Genomic DNA, 21970 nt, shown 5'->3' on the forward strand with positions numbered 1-21970 from the left:
GCCTGGCGCCCACAACCCGTTCAGGGGGAATCGTGAGGCGTAAGAACATTGCAGTGATCGTCGCACTCTTGTTGACATGCGGGTTATTACAGGCGCCGTCTGCCGTAGCATCCAGCCCGCCGCCAGCTACCGGCGTCCACTTGGACGACAGCGCACAGCGTGCCTGCGTCGCTGAAGCCAAGCGGATGCCGAAGGCTGCTTGGACCTGTATGGCTGGAACGCTCACAGCCCGCGTCGAGGTACCCGGCCGCGCGCCTCGTACCGAGATCAAAGAGTTCGGATCCGGTGTCGTCCAGCTGACTCCGCCGCCAGCAACCAAGGCCGCCGCCGGCGCCGATATCCTCGCCGACGACTACGACTCATGGTGCGAGGATGGGACGGTCTGCGGTAGAAAGATCAGCGACTACATCGCCGAGGTGAAAGGCAATGGCGTATACGGTGTCGGTGGCACCGTCATCGGCAGGGTAGATTTCATCGTTCGCCAAGCGTTCAACGGACCGTTCCCACGCTGGCGGGGATTGCTGATCTGGGACAGTGGCCCGACCATCCGCCCGAATGCCTTTTGGGCAGACTGCCGGATCAACCGCAGCGGACCTGACGGATTCTGCGACAATGTCCAGCTCGACTTCTCTCCTGTCACCTCGACTAGCTGGCGATCGTGGGCGCCGTCTTCGACGGGCTACGAGCAGACGGACACCAGGTTGTCCAACAACACGACGTACCACGACGATCTACATGGCAGCTTCAAGGCCGACGGCCACTCGGAACTGTTCGCGGCCGGCACCATTCACACCGGCCGTTGGCGCCAGTGCGGACCGAACTGCAAGTACTACCAAGTTCCTTGGGTGCCGTGAGCAATCACCTACCGAACAACTCCTGAACCGTTCGCTGCGCATGTCGTACGAACTCGGGATTGCAACTCGGCACAAGCTCGCTACCCGCCGCTAGTGCTAGCTCGATCACCTGGTCGATGACGTCCTGTACCGAGGTGAGCACTGGCGGCGGCTTCAGCAGCCAGAGCCGGCCCGCTGGCCGAGGCGGAACTCCCGCTTCGGCCAGCAGTGCGTTGACGTCAGACTCGATCTCTTCGTACAGGTCCGCGGGCCACGGCGCTCGGTCGAGCACGACGCCGTCACGTGAATTCTCGACCCACCTCGTTGAACGATCCGCTACCCACGCTCGATGGGTACCGGGCCAGATCGCAGGGAGGAAGACCCACATCGGCTCCTCCGGCGCGAGGGCCCACCCCTCGCTCTGCAGCTCGGTCACCTCGGGCAGGTCAGCAGCCTCGACAGGCAGAGGCTCACCGGTGGGCGCCGCTGGCTCATCGCTGACCCCCCAGTCAAAAGTCGCCATGGGCACCACGTTAACGGGTACTACTGCTGACCTGGAACTCCCGCAGCTGGGATGGACGCGTAACCCCCCGTGGATCACTCCGATCTGTGTACCGTTCGGGAGCAACCGAGCATGGAGCTCCAATCTCGGAGGCGACGGAGCGCCAGGGTCAGGTCTCGGTGGAAGCTCAGGGGGTCTGAGGGGGAAGCGTCTTCTAGGTAGCAGGCTTCCCAGAAGGTGCGGAGGGCTGAGAGTTCTTCGACCAGGGCGCCGTGGTTGGGCCAGCAGGGCGGGATGACCTTGTGGTCTAGCCGGTAGCGGTCGGTTGCCCAGTTGACCCAGGTGGCTAGGCGGTTGAGTTCGTCGTCTAGGTCTGCGGTGTCTAGGTCGCGCCAGCAGACGACGTACGGGTCGTTTGTGGGGATCAGGCCTAGGGCTTTGGTGAGGTCATCCGTTACGAGGTTTCGAGGATGCTGTTGCGGATCTGGTCGGCGTCTGGGCGGTTGGGCCATGGAGTCATCTTCAAGAGGATCGGTGGGGCGGTCCGGGCTAGGAGTACGCCGGTGCCGAAGGGCAGGGTGCGGATGACGTCCGCGGGGAGGATGGGGAGCCGGCGGGTGCTCGTGGAGATGGTGCGGGCGCCGTCTGGGCCGCGGCTCCAGTTGCGGAGCTCTTCGTCTCGTTCGCCGCAGACAGCGGCGAGGTCTTGGAGGTCGCGGGGTTGGGCGGAGCCGCCGAGGATCAGGCGGAGAGTCGCTGCGTCCCACATTGCTGCGGCTGCTTGTTCCCCCCAGCGGTCACGGGCCTGAGCGAGGGACTGAATGACTACCAGGGTGGAGATGCCGGAGCCCCCGCCGTCTGCCATGAGGCCGGGCAGGGACGGTACTGCGCAGAGATTGGCTATCTCGTCGAGCACCATGGCCAACGGTGGTTCAAGCCGGCCGCCCGTATTCCCTGCGGCCATCTCACGCGCTGATTCGGTGATGTCCTCCAGGAGAGCTGCGATGAAGGACGAGGTTGCACTCGCGCCGGCGCCCGTTCCGAGGAGGTAGATGGTTCCCTTCTCCTGGATGAAGGTCTTCGGGTCGAGACCCTCCCCCGGTGGCGGGTCGAAAGCCTTGCGAACGGCTGGATCGGCGAGGGCAGAGAGAGCTGAGCGGACGCCCGCCCAGATCGCGTCGCGAGTGCGGCTCTCCATCCTGACGATGCCGTCGAGGGTGTCGCCCCAGCCTTCAGCGGCTAGCGAGGACTGGTTGAGGATGGTGACGGCTTCGATCGCGGACGCCGGCTCGAGTCCCCATCGGTACAGCTGGGAGATGCCGGTGTCGTCGATCGCGGCGGCGTGGAGAAGACCTCGCAAAGCCATCTCGGTCTGGCCGTGCCAGAAGGCACCGTCGCTGACACCGCCCTTGGCGAAGCCGGCGCCGGCAGCAAGGCCGCTTGCTCTGACCATCGCGGTCGTCGGGTTCTCGCATCCGCGGACCGGGGACCAGCGAATGCCCTCTGCTTTCGAAAGCCCTTGCGGATCGAAGATGGCGACCGGTCCCGTCTTCCGACGGAGCCCGAGCGTCGCGATCAGGTTGTCCGGCCGGGTGGAGGTCGTCACGGCGGCGCCAGGCGCATCGATGATCGTGCCGATGATCTGATGAAGGCCTTTGCCCGCGCGAGGCGGGCCAACGACGATCACCGAGTCCTCGACTGATGCCCAGCACTCACGCCTCCGCGAGTGGCCGAGCAAGTTCCCAACCTCAGAAGGCGAACTGCTTGGCGCGAGTGGCCGCGCAGAATGTCCCCGGCGTACGACCTGCTGGCGCCCAACCGTCGCTTCGATATCGGACTTCGTGGCGAGCCCTGGTCGACCCGCAAGAGCGCGCCCTCGACTCGCAGCACCTGCTTGTCTTCGCAGAATCAGCTGCCCGACTACTGTGCCGCCGACCAGCGGAAGCGCGATCAGAAGGCCCAAGATCGTCCAATACGTCGCCGGCGGCAACTCGTCCCGCTGCAGCCCGAAGGCCGAGGCGGGATCACCCGGATTGAACAGCACGCCGAGGCTGTCTATCCAAGGCGCGTTGACCCACCTGCCGGTGGTCACCAGGCAGCCGAGACCGCCGGCCAGATGGAACATGCCGGCGCATCCCAGCAGTATGGCTGCTCCCGCGATCAGAAGGTCGGACGGTTCAAGCGGCGCGGAGCTCCTAGGAAAGCGCATCGCTACATCCGCCCGTCGGTGTCGAACAACTCGACCTCGCGGACATGCCGTACCAACTGGACGACGAACGAACGGCTTGGCAGGCGCCAGAGTGCCCGTCCCTTCGGGAGCTTCGCGATCGTCGCTATCTCGACGTCGGTGAGTCCCAGCAGACTCGCGGTCCGTTCGAGCTGGTCCGATTCCTGACGAAGCATGATGCGTGTCGAGCAGTCGGCCAGGAGCCCCTCGGCCAGCGCTCTCGCCTCAGAGCCGAGATCTCCAACTGCCGCCAGATCCGACAGGCGGTGGACGATGATGACGTTCGAGATACCCCAGGCTCGGGACAGCTTCCACTGCTCCTGCATCCGGCGCAGCAAGGCGGGATCACGCATCACCCGCCAGCCCTCGTCGTACACGATGTAGCGGTTGCCGCCTGCTGGATCAGCTACGGCGGCCTCCATCCAGGAGGAGGCGCAGGCGAGCGTAAGCCGGAGTGCCTGGTCGTTGCCGCCACTGCCGATCCATGACGAGTCCAGAGAGACCATCGGGGTAGCCGGGTCAAACTCCGTGGTGGACGGTCCATCGAACATGCCGGACAGGTCGCCGTGGACCAGACGTCTGATTGCGTGGGCGACCTCGCGCCCATCGTCAGTCAGGCTCCTGGCGGTCAAGCCCGCGCGCTCAGCCCGCCTGGTGTCGGGCGTGAAGAGCGCAACCACGACGTCTGGGATCGTGGGGGCCGCGACCTGGGCCGCGACCGTCTCGAGCGCGAGATCCAGCGCAGTATGTTCGATGGCCGCCAGGGGGCGTCCCAGGGTGGACTCAGCCAAGGTGCCCAGCAGAGCGCGACGTCGGGTCCAGACGACTCTGTCCCACTCGTCGGCCGCGACCGATTGAGGTCGGGGGCCGGCGTCCAGCGGGTTCAGCCGAGTAGGAAGACCAGGACCGAGCTTGATCGCATTACCACCCATCGCCTCCGTGACCAGGGTCCACTCCCCCTTCGGGTCGCACGGGATGTAGGCCTTGTGACCGAGGGCAATCGATCTTGTGATCAGAGCTTTGGCGGTGGACGACTTCCCGCTCCCGATCACTCCGGCCAGAAGGATGTTCGGGTTGGTGATCACCCGGGCTTGATACAGAACCCACGGGTCGTAGACGAACGAACCGCCGCTGAAGACGTCCGAGCCGATATAGGTGCCGTCGGCCCCGAGTCCACCCTCCGCGAGGAAGGGGTAGGCGACTTGGGCGATCCGGGTCGTTGCCCGGTGCGCGTCGACGAGAAGCGCCATCAGAGTCCAATCCCGAAAGGAAGGGCCGCAGCCAGAAAGCCGTCGGCCTGTTGACCCACAAGGCGGCGAAGGTCCAGCAGCGACTGCGTTGCGGCGATCTCGATCTCCATGCAGGCGTCGTCGAGCTTCTCCTCGTCATCTGCCGAGACAACGACGAGCCCCAGCCATCGGACGTCGCCGTGGCCGGCGGCCAGGTCCCGTTCGCGCTGTGCGACATCCGCGTCGTACTGCCGGTCTTCCTCTGTTTCCAACCGCCCGATCCGAGCGCGGGTACTGCGGTCTGTGATCCGCTCGACCTGGTGCCGACGGGCGTCGCGCATGGCCTTGGCCATCGGAATCGGCTGGAGAACCAGCGTGAAGGTGCGTCGGATGCCTGGCCTCAGCAGGAGCGGACTCAGGAAGGATGGTGTGGTGCGCACCCGCGGCCACTCGGAGATGACATAGACCCGATGGAACGACGAATCCGTCCGCAAGAGGTCCCAGTCGGCATCCATGGCCAGCGGTCCAACATCAGCGGCTTCAAGCACCTTCAACCCACGAACTGCCGTCGGGTCGAACGCTAGTCGCAGGCTCATTTTCAGATCCTCGGCCGACAGCCACGAACCCGTGACCCCTGCAGTACCGAGGGAACTTTGGAACGCCCGGGCCTCGGACTCGAGCACAGCGACAGCCCCAGTGATGCCGCCGCCATGCTTCCTGACCTCGCGCGATACCGCGTCGAGGTTGATCGCGAAGGCGAAGAGCGTCTCGTGCCTCGCAGCCGCGGGTGCCGCCCGGTCGAGCAACTCGACGTAGACCGAGCCTGCTGGTGTCGATGGGTCAACGTTCCTCATCCTCGCCCAGGCGCCGACTTCATCCCCGGCATCGGGAAGCGTGCGTTCGAGAATCTGTGCTCGAGCGATCCGGTTGTTCTGGCAAAGACCCGCGATCATCCGCCCGTACGCCGTGACTCGCCGGTCCTGCTCATCCGAGTTCTGCAGCAGGTGTGCCGGCCCTTCGATCCTCGCCACCGCGATCAGCCGTCGTCTCTTCAGGTCGTGGACGATCCCGATCGAGGAGTTCCAGCTCAACAGATTCAGCTTCTCGCCAGGCAGCTCCAGCCGACCGTGCTTGCGTGGCTGCATCATCTGCGCACGGTACGAGCGTGGTCGCCAAAACTGAGCAGCTCGCAGTACGAGCCACCGGTGCATCTCCACGCCTTCCACCCGTGTGAACGCAACCGTCACGAACAGGGCCGAGACCAGCAGTCCGACCGCCTTCATCGTCGACGTCGTGTCCATGACCATCGCGAGCGTCGTAATGAGTACGCAAGCGGCGATCAGAGCGAGCTGGATCGGCCGGAGTCCGAGGAGCACCGTGGTGCGTTCCGGTCGTGGGAACCGGGTCGAAAGCGTGCTCATCAACGACCCTCACCGTCGTCGGATCCGGCCCGGTCATCCGAAGGCTCCGAGGCCTTGCCGGACACATCGCCGATCGGGTTTGTGATGACGCTCGGGTCGCCGCGATCCAACGCCGGCGCACCGCCGCTATCGGCACCGCTCCCAGATCCTGATCGACCTGCGGCAGTCGGTCTGGCTGCCGTCTCCGATGATTCAGGTCCTGAGGGCGCGACGAGCGGCTCCCCTTGTGCCGGCGTGCCGGACATCCGACCGCCGTTCTCGTGGCGCCCAGAGTCTCCTCCCTCGCTCCCCTGCGACGTCGTACCGCGAGGGCCGTCTCCTCCCAGGTCGTCCTCGCTCCAACCAACCACGGTTGAGCCGTCGGAGTCCTCATCGGAGTCGCTTCCGACGATCGGGTCCATAACGCCACCGCCGGAGCTGCCGAAGTGCTCCGCGCGCCATTGCTGCACCTGTGCGGCCTTCTCTCTTCCCGACGTGGCACCAGCCAATCCTTGCTCGAGGGCCTGCACGGCGGCCTGGGCGTGATCCCCCATCCAGTACACGAACTTGAGTGTTGCCAGCGGCGTCAGAGCAGCCATCCCGAGCAGCAGAACGCCCGCTAGGAACGTGCCGATGCTGGCTCCGCCAGTCGATCCACCATTGCCGAGGGCTGAGACACCGAGAGCGAAAACGACTGCCATGGGGGCCTTGCAAAAGACCAAGGCGCCGACGACCTCGAGATAGCGGCGAAGCCAGTGCCTCGTTGCGTCCCAGGTCCAGCTGCCCAGCGCCAGCGGCGAGAACACGACGAACGCGATGATCGCTACATCCCTGAGCAACATCACGACGTACAGGGAGATGGTGGCGATCAGCCCGAGGAAGACCGCCACAAGAACGTAGCCGCCCAGGGTCCCTGCAGAGAGCACCACGCTGAGGTCGACCATGCGCTTCAGTCCGTCTGCCGTTGCCTGGTTGCCTAGGATCGCCAGAGCGATCTCGTCAACTGCTTTCCCGCACGAGGCGATGACCGCAACGGCGAATGGCACTCCCGCGGTGCCGATCAACACACCAACCAAGGCGCGTCCGAGACCGCCGGGTTCGCGGCGTATGGCAGCGGAAACACATTGCAGAATGAACAGCCCAACGAGGATCGGCAGAGAGATCGCGACCAGCAGGCCCAGATTGTCCTTCCACCACTGCTGGTCGAATCGTGGTGACGTACTGGAGCTGAATGCTTTGAAGACGAAGTTGGTGAGGTCGGTCAGGCCGCCGGCGGCCCAGCGCAGGAACGAATCCCAGACTGAGCTGGCAGCAGCGCCGGCCGTGTTGTCGACGACGCAGGACACTGGATTGAGAAGGCAGTCGGACCAGGCCATCGCGATCAGGCAATCGGGATGTTGCTGAAGAACGCGACGATCTTGTTCGACGAGGCGATCAGGATCGCGGCACCGGCAGCAATCAGGCAGGCGATCTTGCCCTTGCCGGCGTAGTGGGGACTGCTGTTGAGGCTCCCCAACGCCCACGCTGCTGCGCCGACGACAACGACGCCGACGCAGACCACCAGCGTCATCGTTTGGAGAGCACCGACCATCTGCCGGATCGCAGACAGACCAGGGAGGCCGTTGCTGTTCGGGGTCACGCCCGGGTCTTGGAGCGGATGGATGTACACGTCAGGTCCTTCAGTAGATGGGAGGTGCCCAGCCGAGGTACGTCGCACCCCAGCGGGTCTCGATCAGGCCGAACGCGACGTCGTAGACGCCGCCCTCACCGGGGTATCGGTCGTTGATGTCGTTGGAGACGATGCGGCCGTCGCCGATGTACACGGCGACGTGCCCGTACGGGCCACCCGTCGCCCAGAACACCAGCGCGCCAACGGGTGGCCGCAGGTCATTGCGATGCGCTTTGCCCAGGGCAACCATCTGCCGCCACTGCTCGGCGGCCGAGTAATAGCCAGCCCGGGGGCGACCCCAGATGTTCGCCGCAAGCCGAGCGCACAACTGGTAGTAGCCGTGACTCCCCACCAGTCGAAGTGCACGCGCGACTGCGCCTGGCGCATCAGGTAGCTCACCGGCGCCGCTTGGCGCCGTGGTTTCGTCAGGCGGCTTGCAGTCGTTTGGTGCCGCTTCGGCAGGTGTGGCCATGCAGGTGTCCGAGCCTCCGGCCGCCATTGCGAGCGGAGCGACCAAGCCAACGCCGCTGATCAGCAGCGCGCCCGCCAGGGCAGCCTTAGCGATCACGGGTTGATCTGGGCCGATGCCGACCAGAACTTGCAGATCGACGCACAGACGACCCCGACTGCCATCTGCCGGTTGGAGACGATCGTGTCCGTGTCGAGCAGAGTCGTCTGCTTCCCATGGATGACGAAGCCGGTCCAACCGTCGGGCGCCGCCTCGCTCTGCTGGAGCCGCTTCATCTCCGGAGTGCTCTCTGCAGTGATCTGATCGACGGTTGCTTTCGCATGGTGGAGCTCGAGCTGTTGCCACTCCCCCATGAGCGGCAACAGGCTCCGGGCGACCCGTGGACCTTCGCCGTACGGATCGGCGAAGACGCTGACCGCGTCCTGCCAGTCCTTGAGGCTGTGCTTCGAGGTGTCGTAGGTCCAGATCGCCCGGGCATACCCGATCGCCATCAGCTTTGGATCTGACGTCGTGGGTCGCTTCCACGCCTCGAGTTGTGCCGGCTCATCGTCGGCCAGGCTCGGGACGAGCGTCGGTTGGGACGTCTTCGCCTGTTCGTCGTCGCGGCCGTTCGATCCGAATACCAAGATCGAAACGATCGTGATGACGGTGAGAAGGATCGCGATAGGGAGCACGAAGCGTGCCCAGCTGGAGCGGTTCACGTGGGATTTCCTCTCTTGGGGACTGCGGTACGCCGGAGCCACCTGAGGCCGGCCAACGCAACGGGAGGCGGCAACAGGCGCAGGCCGGCAAGCACGTACAGCCAGAACTTGAGCTGCGCGCGGTAGTAGCGGACGAGCCAATTGCGACGGCATGAGTCGGTCATGCGGTCTCAACGGTCTGGCCCGAAAGACTTTCCTCAGGCGGATCTAGCGAGGTCGTTCCACCGGTTCTCGCTAGTCCGTTGTCCGAAAAACAGCAGGTCACGGCCGGTGGCCGCCTTCAACCAGTTCCGGACAGCTGGATCAGCAAAGACCTGCTCAGGTGCCTGACCGGCTGCGAGTCGGGCTAGCGCAGACGGTCTTGCCGCACCGCCACGGAGGAGCCAAGCGAGTCCCTCTGCCCGAGATCGGGTGACCCCTATCCCTCGCAGCCTGCTGATGATGGCTGCCCGATAGAACGGGGGCCCGTCGGCAGCCGTACGGACCAGTTGCCGGCCTATCGCGCTCGAGATGCCGTGACGCTCTAGCTCGGCGACGATCTGCTCCAGGTGCAGGCCGAGCGTCGGCAGCTCCGGCAACTCGGAGTCCGGTGCTGCCGGAGTCAGGGGGAATCGCTGGCGATGGCGAAGCTCCGTCAACGCCGCATCCTTCACACGCCAGCGGACATGGTTGGCGAGATATCCCCATGAGACACCGCCCCGAGGTGGATTGACCGCGAGGACCTGACACTTGCGCCAAGCAATCACCCGAGCGAGCTGAGCGGCCTCATCGCGCCCGAGAACCGTCTTCATCCAGTGCGGTAGCGGTACGACGATGTGCTGCTCGATAGCCTCGATCAACTCGACGGACGGCTCCTCGGCCCACGCCGACCTCGCCGCGGCGCTGATGAGTACCTCCAGCTCGTCATCCATGAGCATCAATCTGCTGTCTGCCGAACCCGTTATGAACCTGGATCCCTGTTCTGGAACGTCCTGGAACCCAGATCCAGGTCGGCCTCCAGGTCACCGGCGGACGCGCCTGCTCTCGGCCGGCGGCCGACGCAGGCCAGGAGCTCCCGCGACACCACTCGTTCTTCGAGGTTGAGGTGAGCGGCCAGCCGGACAACCTGGGTCCCAATCCGGTCGCTTGGAAGCCTCACCACGAGAGGCGCCACGGCTCGCAACGCATCCACCTGTCCGCTGACGTGGTCGAGTACCCTTACCCACCGCGCCAGCTCGGCGTCTATCGCAAACTCGAGTAACGGTCGTGTTTGCCGGATCGCGGTGCGCAGCAAGCCGGGATCGGCGGAGTACAGAGCAGCTGGGTCTCGGCGTTCGGGAAGCTCCGCGATCAGGACCGTGCCGAACAGCGGGGCCAGCAGGGCAAGGCTCCGTTCTGCCCCCGCCCGGCCGCCCGCGTCGGCATCGAACATCATGATCACCGAGTCGGCGACGGCGTGCTCCCTGATCATCAACGCCTGATGTCGCGTGAGCGCAGTACCGCACGGCGTTAGGCCCGCCCATTGATCGCCGAGCAGGCTGACCGCATAGGCATCCATCGGCCCCTCGACAATCACCGGGACCGCGCCGGCGGCGAGCCGCTTCTTTTGCGCGACAAGGCCGACCAGGGACCTGCCCTTGGTGTAGACCTTCGTCGATCGAGTATTGAGGTAGCGCGGCTCACGGCTTCGGGACCGCGCGACGAAACCCACCGGCCTCAGGTCGATGTCATGCGCCACAAAGGTGATGCGGTCGCGGAACCTGGCCGCGAGGTAGCCAGACGGTGTCGGGCTGGCCAGGCCGGCCGCCACAATGACGTCGACGCCAATGCCGTTCGATCGCAGGTGGTCGACCAGCCGGGTCCACCTGTCAGGAGCGAAGCCGATCTCCCAGGTGCTGTCGGAATTGAGTGCTGCCCCCAACCGTCTCCTGATGAGGTGGTCGGCGGCCCAGCCGGAGCGACGGTTCCGCAACTCGCGACGAAAGAGTTCTGCGGCCAGCTCGTTGGCCCGAACCAAGGCATTCATCGATCACAGACTCGGTCCAGGGTCTTCATTGCCCAATGTGGCGTCGTGACCGTTGTCGCTGCTTGGGCCGGTGGATCGGCTGCTCACCACCAGGTCGGCGATTATCTGCATCTGCTCGGTGTTCCCCAGCAACGGACCAGGCGGCCGTTGGTAAACCCGGATCTCGTCGAAGGCGAACGTGAGCTCGAGGGCGTTCTCCAGTGCAAGCTCGGCCGACTCGACCTCATGGGCAACTGTGACGATCAACCGGCTGGGTTCGCTGTGCTGCTGCAAGATCTGCGCCTGAACCTGCGATACTGCGCCGAGCAGCGGAATCCCGACGTACCTCAAATCTCGCGCATGAGCGACGGCAAGCTGAACCCCGATCGCGTCCAGCGGATGATCGACGATGACAGCCATCGCGCCCGCCTTGAACGCGTCGACCTGCTCCAGTACTCCGACGAGCGATGCGGCGGGCCGATGTACCGGCGTCTCTGGCGTGATCACCGTCGCCTGACCGCGACGATCGATCCCTACGAACCCCACCGGATCCAGTTGCCTATCACGGGAAACCATGACCAGCTTGTCCTGGTAGCGATCGGCAACCCCGCGATCGTTGGTCCAGCTCATCAGCCCTGCCCGCATCAGGGTCTCTCGTCCGAAGCCCTGCTTCTGCAGGTGGTCGATCAGCCGAGTGCCGCTGTCCGGCGCATATCCGATCGACCATGCCGATCCCGGATCCAGCACCTCCTCGACGTGCCAACGTTCAAGGACCTCACTTGGCCAGTCCGGTGCCGCATGCAGCAACTCCTCCCGGTAGAAGACGGCCGCCGCGGCATTTGCCTCATGCAACCATCGCTTCTCCCCCTCGGACGTACCGCGTCCAGCCTCCTGGTCACCCATCACAACCTCCGAGCGCGAGCGCTAAGCCTTCACTTCGAAGGTCCCGGCTCGGCCGCCGCTCCAGAACCTGGATCATCAATTCAAGGAACAAGGCCAGGGCCGTCCGACCCGTGATCGATCTCTGGATCGAGATGCTGTGCAAGGTCGCCTGACCGATCGGCCCCCGGCGGGTTCAGGTACAGGTCGGCGAGGAATTCCAACCGCCATGGGTTTCCCACCAGCGGTCCGGGAGGGCATTCGAGCATCCTGACGCGGTCGAAGTATTCGGTCAGGTCGACGGCACTACGCAGTGCCCGCTGCCCGCTCTCCTGCTCAAATGGCACCGTCACGATCACCCAGTTGGTGGCGGTGTACCGCCGCAAGATCGAGGCTTGGTCCTTCGAGATCGGCGCCCCGCACAGCGGAATCCCGACGTGCCTCCTGCCGCCCTCATGACTACCAAGCCCAACGGCAACCGCATCCAGCGGGTGATCGACGATGACTGGGATCGCTCCCTCTCCGAGCAAGTCAATCTGCTCCATCACGCCGACGAGTGCCTCCGCTCGGCGATGGACTGGCGTCTCCGCCGAGATCGGCCGGGCTCGTCCTTCGCGATCGATGCCCACGAAACCCACCGGATCCAGTCGACGATCGTGTGAGACCACCACAAGCTGATCCCGGTACCGGTCCACCAGCCGGCCATCTTCGGCCGAGCTTGCCAGCCCCGACCGTAGGAGCAGTTCGCGCCCGAAGCCCGCCGCCCGTAGGCGATCCACTAAGCGGGTGCCACCATCAGGCGCAAGTCCGATCTGCCAGGCCGAGCCTGGACTCAGAACTAGACCTGCGCCCCAACTCTCAAGCAGAGCGACCGGCCAAGTTTTCTCCGTCCCCAGCAGTTCTTGGCGGAAGAAGATCGCCGCAAGGGCGTTAGCCTCATGCAACCGCTGCCTCTCGTCTAGCGAGATGCGGCCTGCCTCAGCGTCATTCATCAGATTTCCAGTCCCGGCCCTGGATCCTCGATCTCCAGGGATGTGTGCTGGGTTCCGTTGTCGTTGACGCCGTTCTGGTGACCGGTCAACGGCCTGGCCAGTGAGAGGTATGTGAGCATCGTCTGACGCTCGCGTGGTGAGTGCGTCAACGTGGACATCGCATCATCAGGCGGCAGCGGGATGACGCGGATACGGTCGAAGAAGAGCGCGAGGTCGAGCGACGCACCGATCGCTCTTTCGCGGCCGGCGCGTTCGGGCGGGATCATCACGATCGCGTGGTCGGTCTCGCTGAATCGCGCCAGCATCCGTGCCTGAGCGCTGGACAGCGGAGACTCGGCCAATGGAATGCCGACGTGCTCCTTCGTCGTTGCCCGGCTCAGCTCCTCGATCGCCAGGGCATCCGTCAACTTGTCCACGATGACCGGAGTCGCGCCGGCGTTGAGCAGATCCAGCTGGTCGTACAGCCCGACCAGGCCGTTCGATGGATGATGTGCGGCTGTCGGTGGCGCTTGCGAGGCCACCCTGCCATCCCTGTCGATCCCGACGAAGCTGACCAGCTCCAGCTGGACGTCGCGCGAGACGAACATGATTTGGTCACGGTGCCTGTCGATCGGCGCCCCCTCGTCCGTCCAGGACATCAGGCCGGCTCTGATCAACGTGGAGAGGTCGAATCCTTGCTTCTGGAGGTGATCCGTCAGCCGCGAGTGGCTGTCCGGGGCGTAGCCGATCCTCCACGTCGCACCTGGATCAGCGGCGCTCTCCAGTCCGCGCTCCTTGAGGAACTGTCCCGGCCAATCGGCGGTTGCTCTCAGCAACTCGGCCCGAAAGAACCTGCCGGCTTCCTTCATCGCCGCATGGATCCGCGCTCGCTCCTCTTTCGAGGGAACGAATCCGGGATCGATGACCTCACCCATCACAACCTCCGATGTGCAACTGATTGCTGTCGCACTCGAAGATCGCTGCGGGATCGCGGGGCAAGAACCCTGATCCCACCCTCAAGGACTCAGCCCTCGATCCGGGTCCGGGTCCGGGTCGTCGCGAGGCGACGTCCCCACTGGAGGACGCCATGCCTTGAACGGCTCGCCTCTCGAGAGCTGCTCGCCGGCCGAGTCGATGCCCTGATCAACCAACTCGATCAGCCGCTGGATGCTCCACCGCAGTTTCTGTAGGTCTCGATCCCCGGTCATGCCAACGAACATCGCCCTCGGCCGGGAGCTCGGCGACCGGGATTCAGGGATCCAGGAGCGGTGTGTCCTCGACCTCCGCGTACCGCTCAAGCATGTCCGCCCGCGGTTTGGCACGGCGATAGTCGGAGAGCGGGCGGGTCTCCAGCAAGGCGTCGTGAAGGCGCTGCAAGCCGTTGGCCCCAAGCCTGAGTTTGTTCGGCGAGGTACCCCGTGGAAGTTCAACAGCCTGCACACGAGGGAAGAAAGCTCCCAAGCCTCTCAGCGACCTCTCGGCCTGACGTCTCCCGATCGTGGTGTCCGGCAGTACGACGATCGCGTGGTCCGTTGCGGCGTACCGTCCGAGGATTCTCATCTGGACTGGAGACAGATCCGCGCCGAACATCGGGATGCCCACCCATCGACCCGCCGACAGCAAGCTGACGTGGGTGATCGCGATGGCATCCATCGGATCCGCGACCAGTACAGGCGCTCCCCCACCGATCAGTAACTCCTGTTGCTCAGCCACTCCGACGAGAGAAGTGGCCCTCCTATGCAACTGGGTTTCGGGCGAGAACTCGTAGTTCCCCGCCTGCGAAATCCCAATGAAGCCGACAGTTTCCAGCCGCTCGTTCTTCGCCGGGAACATCGGCAGATCCCGGAACCGATCGACCGCCCTCCCCTCGGCGTTCCGACCCGTCAGTCCAGCGTTCGTCATCGACTCGAGCGCGAAGCCGCACGAGCGCAGGTAGCCCACAAGCCGCGAGCGGGCACCTGGTGCGTAGCCGACCGCCCACCGGCCGGCTGGGTCGAGCAACATCTCTGCACCCTGCTGCCTCAGGGACCGCGCCGCCCAGCCGTCCTCTGCGCTTCGCAGCTCGTGGCGAAAGAACTCTCTGGCTACTCGATTCACCTGACCCAACCGCGCCCGCTCCGCCACCGTCATGACGGCGCTCGGGTCAGGGCGCCGGCGAGTCATGATCGCCTCCGAGAAGATCAGCTGGCCAGTGGTCTGTGATGCGGTGATAGGGCGCCTTGTCCACGCGTGTCTCCGTGCGAACACTGACCGACTTACGGTTGACCCGCACCACCTTGCGCCAGTGACCACTGATACGGACGTAGTCACCGCTACCAATGGTGTCCTGTGAGTAGGGATACCCGTTCTCCACAAGCTGGTCCCGGAGGGCTCGCCAAGCCTCCAGTTCGGCCTCGACACGTCTGCGGAGCCATACGAACGGTCTCTTTCCCGCAAGAGGCGGCAACCTGTCCCAGTCGGCAACCAGCGCTTCGAACTTGACAACAGATCGTTCGGCAAGTCTGACGGCATACCGAAAGTTTGAGGTTCTCACATCCTCCACCGTGACTTCATGCCCCAGTCCTCGGAGTGCACGCGCTGTGGCGTCGATGTCAGCGGCTCGCGCCTGCCCATCACGCTGGGTCGAGAGCTGCCAGCCATCCATGAACTTGTACCACCGCCAGTGGTTCGCCTCCAGAACCTCGTCCAACCCCTCACCAGGTCGTGCACCCATAGGTAAGGTGTCGCCCAGCCGGGTGTGCACGATCTCAACATGCTCAGCAACGCCGCCGCCCTCCAGAGGTTCGCCCTAACAACGCCTCAACGGAGCGGCGAAGCAGACTTCGGGCGCGCCACACACGGCCGTGGCGTACTCGCCCGCCACGCCGGCCAAATCCAGGTCCAGCGTCGAGCCAAGCCACACGGATATGTCGCGCAGAAGGAGGGGAGGCTCCGAAGCACACTCATCAAGGAAGACTGATTGATTCCCGATGCCAGCACCGTAGGCACAGCCGCGTTAGTCGGGTGCCTCTGCTTCGCGCTGATGGATCAGTTCGACCGGCGACGTCGTCGAGGTATCTCGACGCCCCAATGTGACCTTGCAAATCTTGCCGTTCGGAACGGAGGTCGTCGCGGTGTAGGCCGCGCCTTCACGATCCGTCGACATCCAGCTCTCGATCAGCCGCAGATCGTCTATCTGGAGGAGTTGACCACTGTTCGCGACCTGGACAAAGAGTCGGAGGTCGAGAACTACCTCGTCGTGATTGAGACACTCGGTATCGCGTCATATACACCACGGACGACCGCAGACATCTTGCACCAGACCTCTCGCGGACTACTGCTAGGCGTCGCGATTCGCCAATGCACCCATCGGCCAGAGCATTTGAGCCTTGTATCTAGATACACGCGGCGGCTCCAGGCAGACCTGACTGAGGCTTGCTACGGTAGTCCCATTAGGGACCTACACATTAGGTGCAGGCCCCCAAGGGTGAGCGAGCTCCAACTCGCTCAGCAGTCGCTGTTCCTCCTTACCCAGAGGGTGATCAGAGCCGAGGCCAACTGCACTCCGACGGCCACAATCCGTTGGATGGTCTTGGCTCTGTCTCTGTCTTTGGGCACTTCAGGTTGAGGAATCTCTTTCTCCATCTTTCACCTCCCATCAGCTACTCCTTGACCGGTCCAAGGAGCTTCTTCATCCGAAGGTGAGATAGATGGCGCTTGGTTGACCTCCCAGGTCTTCGTTGATTCCCGCGCGGGGTGACCGCCCGCATCGATCACCGGAGGTGCGAGAGAGTTGTGTTGAATCACGGACGGTCACCAAATGTCACCGACTGAACACAGCCCACCGCGCAATACTCAATCGCTACAAGATCCATTTTGTAACGGATTCAAAGGGACGGCACCCACCGGCGCGCCGCTGTGAGATGAACGCCTTCGGTGGCGCGAATCCGTTTACCTGCTTACCGAAATCGGAACTCGTCATAACCGTGCACTTGAGCGATCAGCAGCGACTCGTCCTCGATCAACGAGATCAGCCGGGCCGCGTTGACCAGTCGACTTAATCTGCCCACGTTGACGGAGTGTGAAATGTGTTGCGCGCAAAGCGCTTATTTCACACGTCCACTCCCGCCGTGGTCGTGGCCACGGAGAGTGACAGTTGATTGCGCGTCCGCATCTTCAGTGTCACGAGCAGAATCGATGCACGCGATGCGCGCGGTCCAGCCGCCCAACTGCTACGCAAGAGCTCAGGATTCGGTACAGGTCAGAGTTGACGAGGCCGTACCGACCGCTGCCTCCCTGACCATCAACGACCGCGGATCCCACCGGTCGCCCCCCCCCCCTCGTGGACGGGTCAAACAATGACTTTGCACCCCAGGAGGTTCGGTTCAACCCAAAATCGATGCCACCAACACAGATCTGGCATGACACATGACGACGGCACCCTCGCTCAGATCGACCCCCGACCGCAACTAAAGCTTCATTCTTCTCTGCCCCGACGACCACCCCCAAAGGCCGTCATTGCGCAGAAATTGTCGCCGTCGCCAGGAGCAGGATGAGGATGACGCCTAGGGCTACCCGGTAGAGAGCGAAGACCTCGATGGAGTGTTTGGTGACGAAGCGGAGGAGCCAGGCGACTGAGGCGTAGGCGACGATGAAACTCACTACGGTTCCGACGATCAGGGCCGCGGGGCCGACGCCGCCTGATACGGCGTCCTTCAGTTCATAGAGGCCGGCGCCTACCAGGGCCGGGATTCCGAGGAGGAACGCTATTCGGGTGGCTGCAACGCGGTCGAGGCCGCGGAAGAGGCCGGCTGAGATGGTGGCGCCGGAGCGGGAGATGCCGGGGATCAGCGCCAGGCACTGGACCGCGCCCATGATGACGGCGTCGCGGAGGGTCAGGTTGTCCAAGGGGCGCGACCTGTTGCTCAGTCGCTCGGCGGCGACCATGACGAAGGACCAGATGATCAGGGCGGCGGCGACCCACCACAGGCTGCGTAGAGGGCCGGAAATCAGGTCGCGGGCGAGGAAGCCGACGATGCCGATCGGTAGCGAGCCGACCAGGACGTACCAGCCCATCCGGTAGTCGAACTCGTCGCGATGCTCACGGTGCACGAGACCCCGCACCCAGGCGACGACGATCCGGCGGATATCGCCCCAGAAGTAGAGAACCACGGCGGCGATAGGGCCGACCTGGATGACGGCGGTGTAGCCGGTGATCGCTGGGTCGTCGATGCGCAGACCCAGGATCTTCGCCGCAATGGTCAGATGGCCGGTGCTCGACACCGGCAGGAACTCGGTCAGGCCCTCGACAATGCCGAGAACGATTGACGCCCAGATCGTCATCGGTGGGCAATCTCCAACCTAGAACGGCCTACCGACAGGCAGTGCTTCACGTGGTCTCTCCCGGATCGACGGCTGTTGCGAGGAGCACCCTAGTCACCGCTGGCTGAGGATCCGCTGAGAGTGGCGATCCATTTACCGGCCGTGGTCGATGAGCTCCGAACACGCCGTCGTTAGCGAATCTCCACCTAACGGGGTGTGGTCAGCCCTACCGTGGGCTGCGGCGGCCCGATAACAATGGGCTACGGGAATGTGAACAACGGTCATCATCCTGAGGGGGGCGAGATGACCAAAATCTTGGTGATCGATGACGAACCCGACCTGGTGAGGTTCGTCAAGAGGGCACTGGAGACAGACGGGTATCAGGTGCTCACGTCGACGAACGGGTTCGACGGCATCCGGCTCGCGCTGACCGAACGGCCCGATCTGGTTGTGCTCGACCTGATCATGCCGGGCGTCAACGGCGAGGCGGTGCTGTCCGCGCTGATGGCGCAGGACCCTGGGCTGCGGGTGCTCATCTTGTCGGCGACCGGTGACGTGCAACTGCGGATCTCGTGCCTCGAGCAGGGCGCGGTCGACTTCCTGGCCAAGCCGTTCGCGGTCCGGGAACTGATCGCCCGGGTGCGCAGCCGGCTGCAGGAGAACGCCACCACGCGGCGAAGAGACACCCTGCAGGTCGGCAACATCGTGCTCGACCTGCAGGCGCGCCAGCTGCTCGTCGACGGCAAGCCGACCGTGCTGTCGCAGCGGGAGTTCCTGCTGCTGTTGCACCTGATGCGGAACGCCAACGCGGTCTGCACCCGCCAGGAGTTGCTCTCCGAGGTGTGGGGCTACGACTTCGACCCGGCGACCAACGTGGTCGACGTCTGTATCGGCCGGTTGCGCGCCAAGTTGCGCCCCGATGTCATCGTGACGGTGCGCAATGTCGGTTATCAGCTCCAGAGCGCGTGAGGCGCTGAGCACGCCGGTCCGGGTTCCGGTACCGCGCCTGCGGACCGGGCTGGCGGTCGACGTCTGCCTGGCCGTCTTCGTCGTGGCGATGATGGGCTTGATGCTCGCGCTGCCCGGACATGAGGCGGCGCCGTTCCACATCATGTTCCTGGCCCTCGCGGTCGCCTACGGCTACCGGGTCTGGCCGGTGGTCCCGACGCTGGCCCTGATCGTCGCGATCACCGTGCCGGGCGGCTGGCTGATGTGGACGCATGCCTCCGAGGGCGTGCTCGCCCGCGCCGAGCTGGCCGAGATCCCGTTGATGCCGGCAGTGGTCGGCGTGATGGTCTGGCACGCCCAGCGCCGGGCCACCGCCCTGCGCCAGGTCGAGGAGATGGCCGCCAAACAGGTCGCCGGCGTGAACCGGGAACGCGAGTTCTTCCGGGACGCCTCGCACGCCCTCCGTACGCCGGTGACGATCGCGCGCGGGCACCTGGAACTCGCCGCGGCCTCCGGGGTCGCACCGGGCACGGCGGAGGACCTGACCGTCGCTCTTGCCCAGCTGGAGCGGATGTCGGCCCTGTCGAACCGGCTGCTCGCGCTCGCCCGGCTGGACTCGGGGGTCGCGATCCGCCGGCAGCCGACGGACCTGGGCGAGCTGGTCGGACAGCTCGGCGCCAACTGGTCGGCCGGCGCCGATCGGGCCTGGCGGATCCGGAACGAGGAGACCGGCATCGTCGCGGCCGATCCCGAATGGCTCGCCCTGGCCATCGACGCCCTGATCGAGAACGCAGTGCACTTCACCGCCGACGGCGGCTCGATCACCGTGGCCTGCCAGCTGCTCGAAACCTCCTTCGTCATCGCCGTGACTGACTCCGGTCCCGGGATCGACCCCGAGGACCTGCCCGCCATCTTCGACCGGTTCTGGCACCGGATGCCGCCGAACGGCCCGATGGGCAGTGGCCTGGGCCTGTCGATGGCCCGGGCGACCGCCGCCGCCCATGGTGGGACTCTCACCGCTCACAACCATCCGCTCGGCGGCGCGGTCTTCGAACTCTCGCTGCCGCGCTGAGCACTCGATGACATTTCCGTCATCTTCCTTGCCCTCGACCTCATCCGGCCCGCAGCCTGGATGACGACTGCGTACGTCGACGCGCCAGGGCGTCCCCCCATTCGCCCCTGCGCCGCGGCTGTCGCCCGTCACCGGCACTCCCCCCTAGCCGTGACGGGACCACCGCGCTTGGCCGACGTACGCAGTGGTACGTCGGCTCAGCCAGCGAGCAGGCGCGGCTACGTCGATTGCGCGATGCAACGAATCCGGCTGCTTCCTACCGTGAGGGCATGAGACTGATCAGGAGTCTGGGCCTGTGCGCGACCGCGCTGCTGCCGGCCGGCCTGCTGGCGTTCCCCTCACTCGCCGAGGCCGCGACGACCTCCCTGTACGTCGATCGCACGGCCGCCTGTTCGGATTCGGGCATCGGCACCGCCACCACGCCGTACTGCACCATCGGCAAGGCCGTGACCAAGCTGGCCGCCGGGTACACGCTCTACATCGGCAACGGCACCTACGCCGAGACGATCAAGCCCCCCGTCTCCGGTACCGCCGCCGCGCCGATCACGATCACCGAGTGGCCGGGACGCAACCCGACCATCACCGGCGCCACGTACTACGGCGCCAGCCTCACCGGCCGCAGCTACGTCACCGTCTCCGCCCTCAGCTTCGCCGGCACCGTTGCCGACGGCATCTACGTGTCCGGCGGCGACCATCTGACCATCGCCGGCAACACGATCACCGGCGCCGGCCGCCCGATCAAGAGCAAGACCGCCCCCGGGATCAGCATCCGCGGCGCCACCTCGTCGACGGTGAGCGACAACTACGTGCACCACAACAACGGCACCGGCATCGTGCTCACCGCGGGCGCGACCGGCATCACCGTGACCGGCAACACCGCGAGCTTCAACGCCGACGGGTTCCAGCGCAACGCCAACGGGATCAACGTGGTCAGCCCGGGCAACTCCGTCCTGCGCAACGTCACCCACGACAACGAGGACTCCGGGATCCAGTTCTACACCGGCGGGAACGACAACCTGGCGGCGCTCAATGTCACCTACAACAACGGCGACCACGGCATCGACAACCTCAACGTCACCGGTGGCCGGATGATCGGCAACACCGTCTACCGCAACTGCACCACCGGCATCAACGTCGAAGGCACCTCCGGGAACTACCAGGTGGTGAACAACATCGCGGTCGACAACGCCGTCTACCCGGCCTACAACGGCATCTCCTGTGCCCGGCGGGCGGGCAACATCGGGATCTGGGATTCGGCGCCGGCCAGTACCACCGTCGACCACAACCTCGTCTGGCTGACCAAGGCCGGCAAGATGTACGCGTTCAAGTCGACCTACACCTCGCTCGCCGCGATGCAGGCGGCCACCCAGCAGGAGTCCCACGGCGTCCAGGCCGACCCCGGCTTCGTCTCCCCCGGCGGATGGGATCTCAGTCTGCGGGCCGGCTCGGCCGCGATCGACCGCGGCGACTCCGGAGTCTCCGGAGCCCAGTCGACCGATCTCCTCGGCGCCGGCCGGTACGACGATCCTGCCACGGCCAACACCTTCGCCGAAGGTCCGAGGCGCTACGACGACCTGGGTGCGTACGAGTTCCACCACTGATCCCGGGGCGCGGTTCATGACAGGAAAATGACCGCCTCATGACGACTCCGCGAAACCTCCACCAGCAGGCGGGCCGACCCCCTGTACTAGTGCCCTGAGACCGGGACGTGCACGCCAGGGGGCCCTGCGAAGGGATTGGCCGCACGGAACCGCAGGGGCAGCGGTTCGCTCGGTGATGACTCTG

21 protein-coding genes are annotated in these 21970 nt (G+C 65.0%); 4 read left to right on the forward strand and 17 right to left on the reverse strand.

All coding sequences use genetic code 11. The features are described from left to right. Positions 1 to 140 precede the first annotated feature (140 nt). Entirely contained in the window at positions 141 to 854 is a 714-nt protein-coding gene (locus ABD116_RS21275; protein ID WP_343972774.1) for a hypothetical protein, read from the forward strand. Positions 855 to 858: 4 nt separating this feature from the next. Here ABD116_RS21275 and ABD116_RS21280 read toward each other — a convergent pair whose 3' ends face one another. From ABD116_RS21280 to ABD116_RS21360, 17 genes are all read right to left on the reverse strand, one after another. Continuing rightward, positions 859 to 1356: a DUF5956 family protein gene (locus ABD116_RS21280; RefSeq protein WP_343972777.1), complete on the reverse strand. Its 498-nt coding sequence runs from the start codon at positions 1354 to 1356 to the stop codon at positions 859 to 861. 433 nt (positions 1357 to 1789) lie between these two features. Beyond that, positions 1790 to 3022 carry a type IV secretory system conjugative DNA transfer family protein gene (locus ABD116_RS21285; RefSeq protein ID WP_343972779.1) on the reverse strand — a complete coding sequence of 411 codons (1233 nt, stop codon included), beginning with the start codon at positions 3020 to 3022 and terminating at the stop codon, positions 1790 to 1792. A 524-nt stretch (positions 3023 to 3546) separates the two neighbouring features. After that, positions 3547 to 4812 (reverse strand): ATP-binding protein, encoded by a 1266-nt coding sequence (locus tag ABD116_RS21290; protein ID WP_343972781.1) that lies wholly within the window; start codon positions 4810 to 4812, stop codon positions 3547 to 3549. Then, a complete protein-coding gene (locus ABD116_RS21295; RefSeq protein WP_343972783.1) occupies positions 4812 to 6212 on the reverse strand; it encodes an SCO6880 family protein in 1401 nt (466 codons plus the stop codon). The genes ABD116_RS21290 and ABD116_RS21295 overlap by 1 nt, the downstream gene beginning before the upstream one ends. Beyond that, complete coding sequence (locus ABD116_RS21300) at positions 6212 to 7567, reverse strand: TrbL/VirB6 family protein (protein ID WP_343972786.1); 1356 nt, start codon at positions 7565 to 7567, stop codon at positions 6212 to 6214. Before ABD116_RS21300 ends, ABD116_RS21295 begins: the two co-directional genes overlap by 1 nt. A 5-nt stretch (positions 7568 to 7572) precedes the next feature. After that, entirely contained in the window at positions 7573 to 7860 is a 288-nt protein-coding gene (locus ABD116_RS21305) for a DUF6112 family protein (RefSeq protein ID WP_343972789.1), read from the reverse strand. A 10-nt stretch (positions 7861 to 7870) separates the two neighbouring features. Then, a complete protein-coding gene (locus ABD116_RS21310; protein ID WP_343972792.1) occupies positions 7871 to 8212 on the reverse strand; it encodes a CHAP domain-containing protein in 342 nt (113 codons plus the stop codon). A 212-nt stretch (positions 8213 to 8424) separates the two neighbouring features. Continuing rightward, complete coding sequence (locus ABD116_RS21315; protein WP_343972795.1) at positions 8425 to 9030, reverse strand: hypothetical protein; 606 nt, start codon at positions 9028 to 9030, stop codon at positions 8425 to 8427. 197 nt (positions 9031 to 9227) lie between these two features. After that, complete coding sequence (locus ABD116_RS21320; protein WP_343972799.1) at positions 9228 to 9941, reverse strand: hypothetical protein; 714 nt, start codon at positions 9939 to 9941, stop codon at positions 9228 to 9230. Between the two features lie 29 nt (positions 9942 to 9970). Next, positions 9971 to 11035: a toprim domain-containing protein gene (locus tag ABD116_RS21325; RefSeq protein ID WP_343972802.1), complete on the reverse strand. Its 1065-nt coding sequence runs from the start codon at positions 11033 to 11035 to the stop codon at positions 9971 to 9973. Between the two features lie 3 nt (positions 11036 to 11038). Then, entirely contained in the window at positions 11039 to 11917 is an 879-nt protein-coding gene (locus ABD116_RS21330; RefSeq protein ID WP_343972805.1) for a hypothetical protein, read from the reverse strand. An 80-nt stretch (positions 11918 to 11997) separates the two neighbouring features. Then, positions 11998 to 12885 (reverse strand): hypothetical protein, encoded by an 888-nt coding sequence (locus ABD116_RS21335; protein WP_343972808.1) that lies wholly within the window; start codon positions 12883 to 12885, stop codon positions 11998 to 12000. Further along, complete coding sequence (locus ABD116_RS21340) at positions 12885 to 13799, reverse strand: hypothetical protein (RefSeq protein ID WP_343972811.1); 915 nt, start codon at positions 13797 to 13799, stop codon at positions 12885 to 12887. The genes ABD116_RS21335 and ABD116_RS21340 overlap by 1 nt, the downstream gene beginning before the upstream one ends. Positions 13800 to 13880: 81 nt before the next feature. Further along, positions 13881 to 14072, reverse strand: a complete 192-nt coding sequence (locus tag ABD116_RS21345) for a hypothetical protein (RefSeq protein ID WP_343972814.1) — start codon at positions 14070 to 14072, stop codon at positions 13881 to 13883. Positions 14073 to 14115: 43 nt separating this feature from the next. Next, positions 14116 to 15027 carry a hypothetical protein gene (locus tag ABD116_RS21350; RefSeq protein ID WP_343973088.1) on the reverse strand — a complete coding sequence of 304 codons (912 nt, stop codon included), beginning with the start codon at positions 15025 to 15027 and terminating at the stop codon, positions 14116 to 14118. After that, positions 15008 to 15553: a hypothetical protein gene (locus tag ABD116_RS21355; RefSeq protein WP_343972817.1), complete on the reverse strand. Its 546-nt coding sequence runs from the start codon at positions 15551 to 15553 to the stop codon at positions 15008 to 15010. The genes ABD116_RS21350 and ABD116_RS21355 overlap by 20 nt, the downstream gene beginning before the upstream one ends. 1805 nt (positions 15554 to 17358) lie before the next feature. Next, entirely contained in the window at positions 17359 to 18186 is an 828-nt protein-coding gene (locus tag ABD116_RS21360) for an undecaprenyl-diphosphate phosphatase (RefSeq protein WP_343972820.1), read from the reverse strand. 282 nt (positions 18187 to 18468) lie between these two features. Here ABD116_RS21360 and ABD116_RS21365 point away from each other — a divergent pair, with 282 nt between their 5' ends. From ABD116_RS21365 to ABD116_RS21375, 3 genes are all read left to right on the forward strand, one after another. Further along, positions 18469 to 19134, forward strand: coding sequence for a response regulator transcription factor (locus tag ABD116_RS21365; protein ID WP_343972823.1), 666 nt, complete (start codon positions 18469 to 18471; stop codon positions 19132 to 19134). Then, on the forward strand, positions 19106 to 20185 hold the full coding sequence (locus tag ABD116_RS21370; protein WP_343972826.1) for a sensor histidine kinase: 1080 nt from the start codon (positions 19106 to 19108) through the stop codon (positions 20183 to 20185). Before ABD116_RS21365 ends, ABD116_RS21370 begins: the two co-directional genes overlap by 29 nt. Positions 20186 to 20454: 269 nt before the next feature. Beyond that, the gene (locus ABD116_RS21375; protein WP_343972829.1) at positions 20455 to 21786 is read left to right on the forward strand and encodes a right-handed parallel beta-helix repeat-containing protein; all 1332 of its coding nucleotides are present in this window, start codon (positions 20455 to 20457) and stop codon (positions 21784 to 21786) included. Positions 21787 to 21970: the final 184 nt, after the last annotated feature.

Origin of the sequence: Kribbella koreensis (assembly GCF_039525325.1) — a bacterium.
Taxonomy (GTDB): domain Bacteria; phylum Actinomycetota; class Actinomycetes; order Propionibacteriales; family Kribbellaceae; genus Kribbella; species Kribbella koreensis.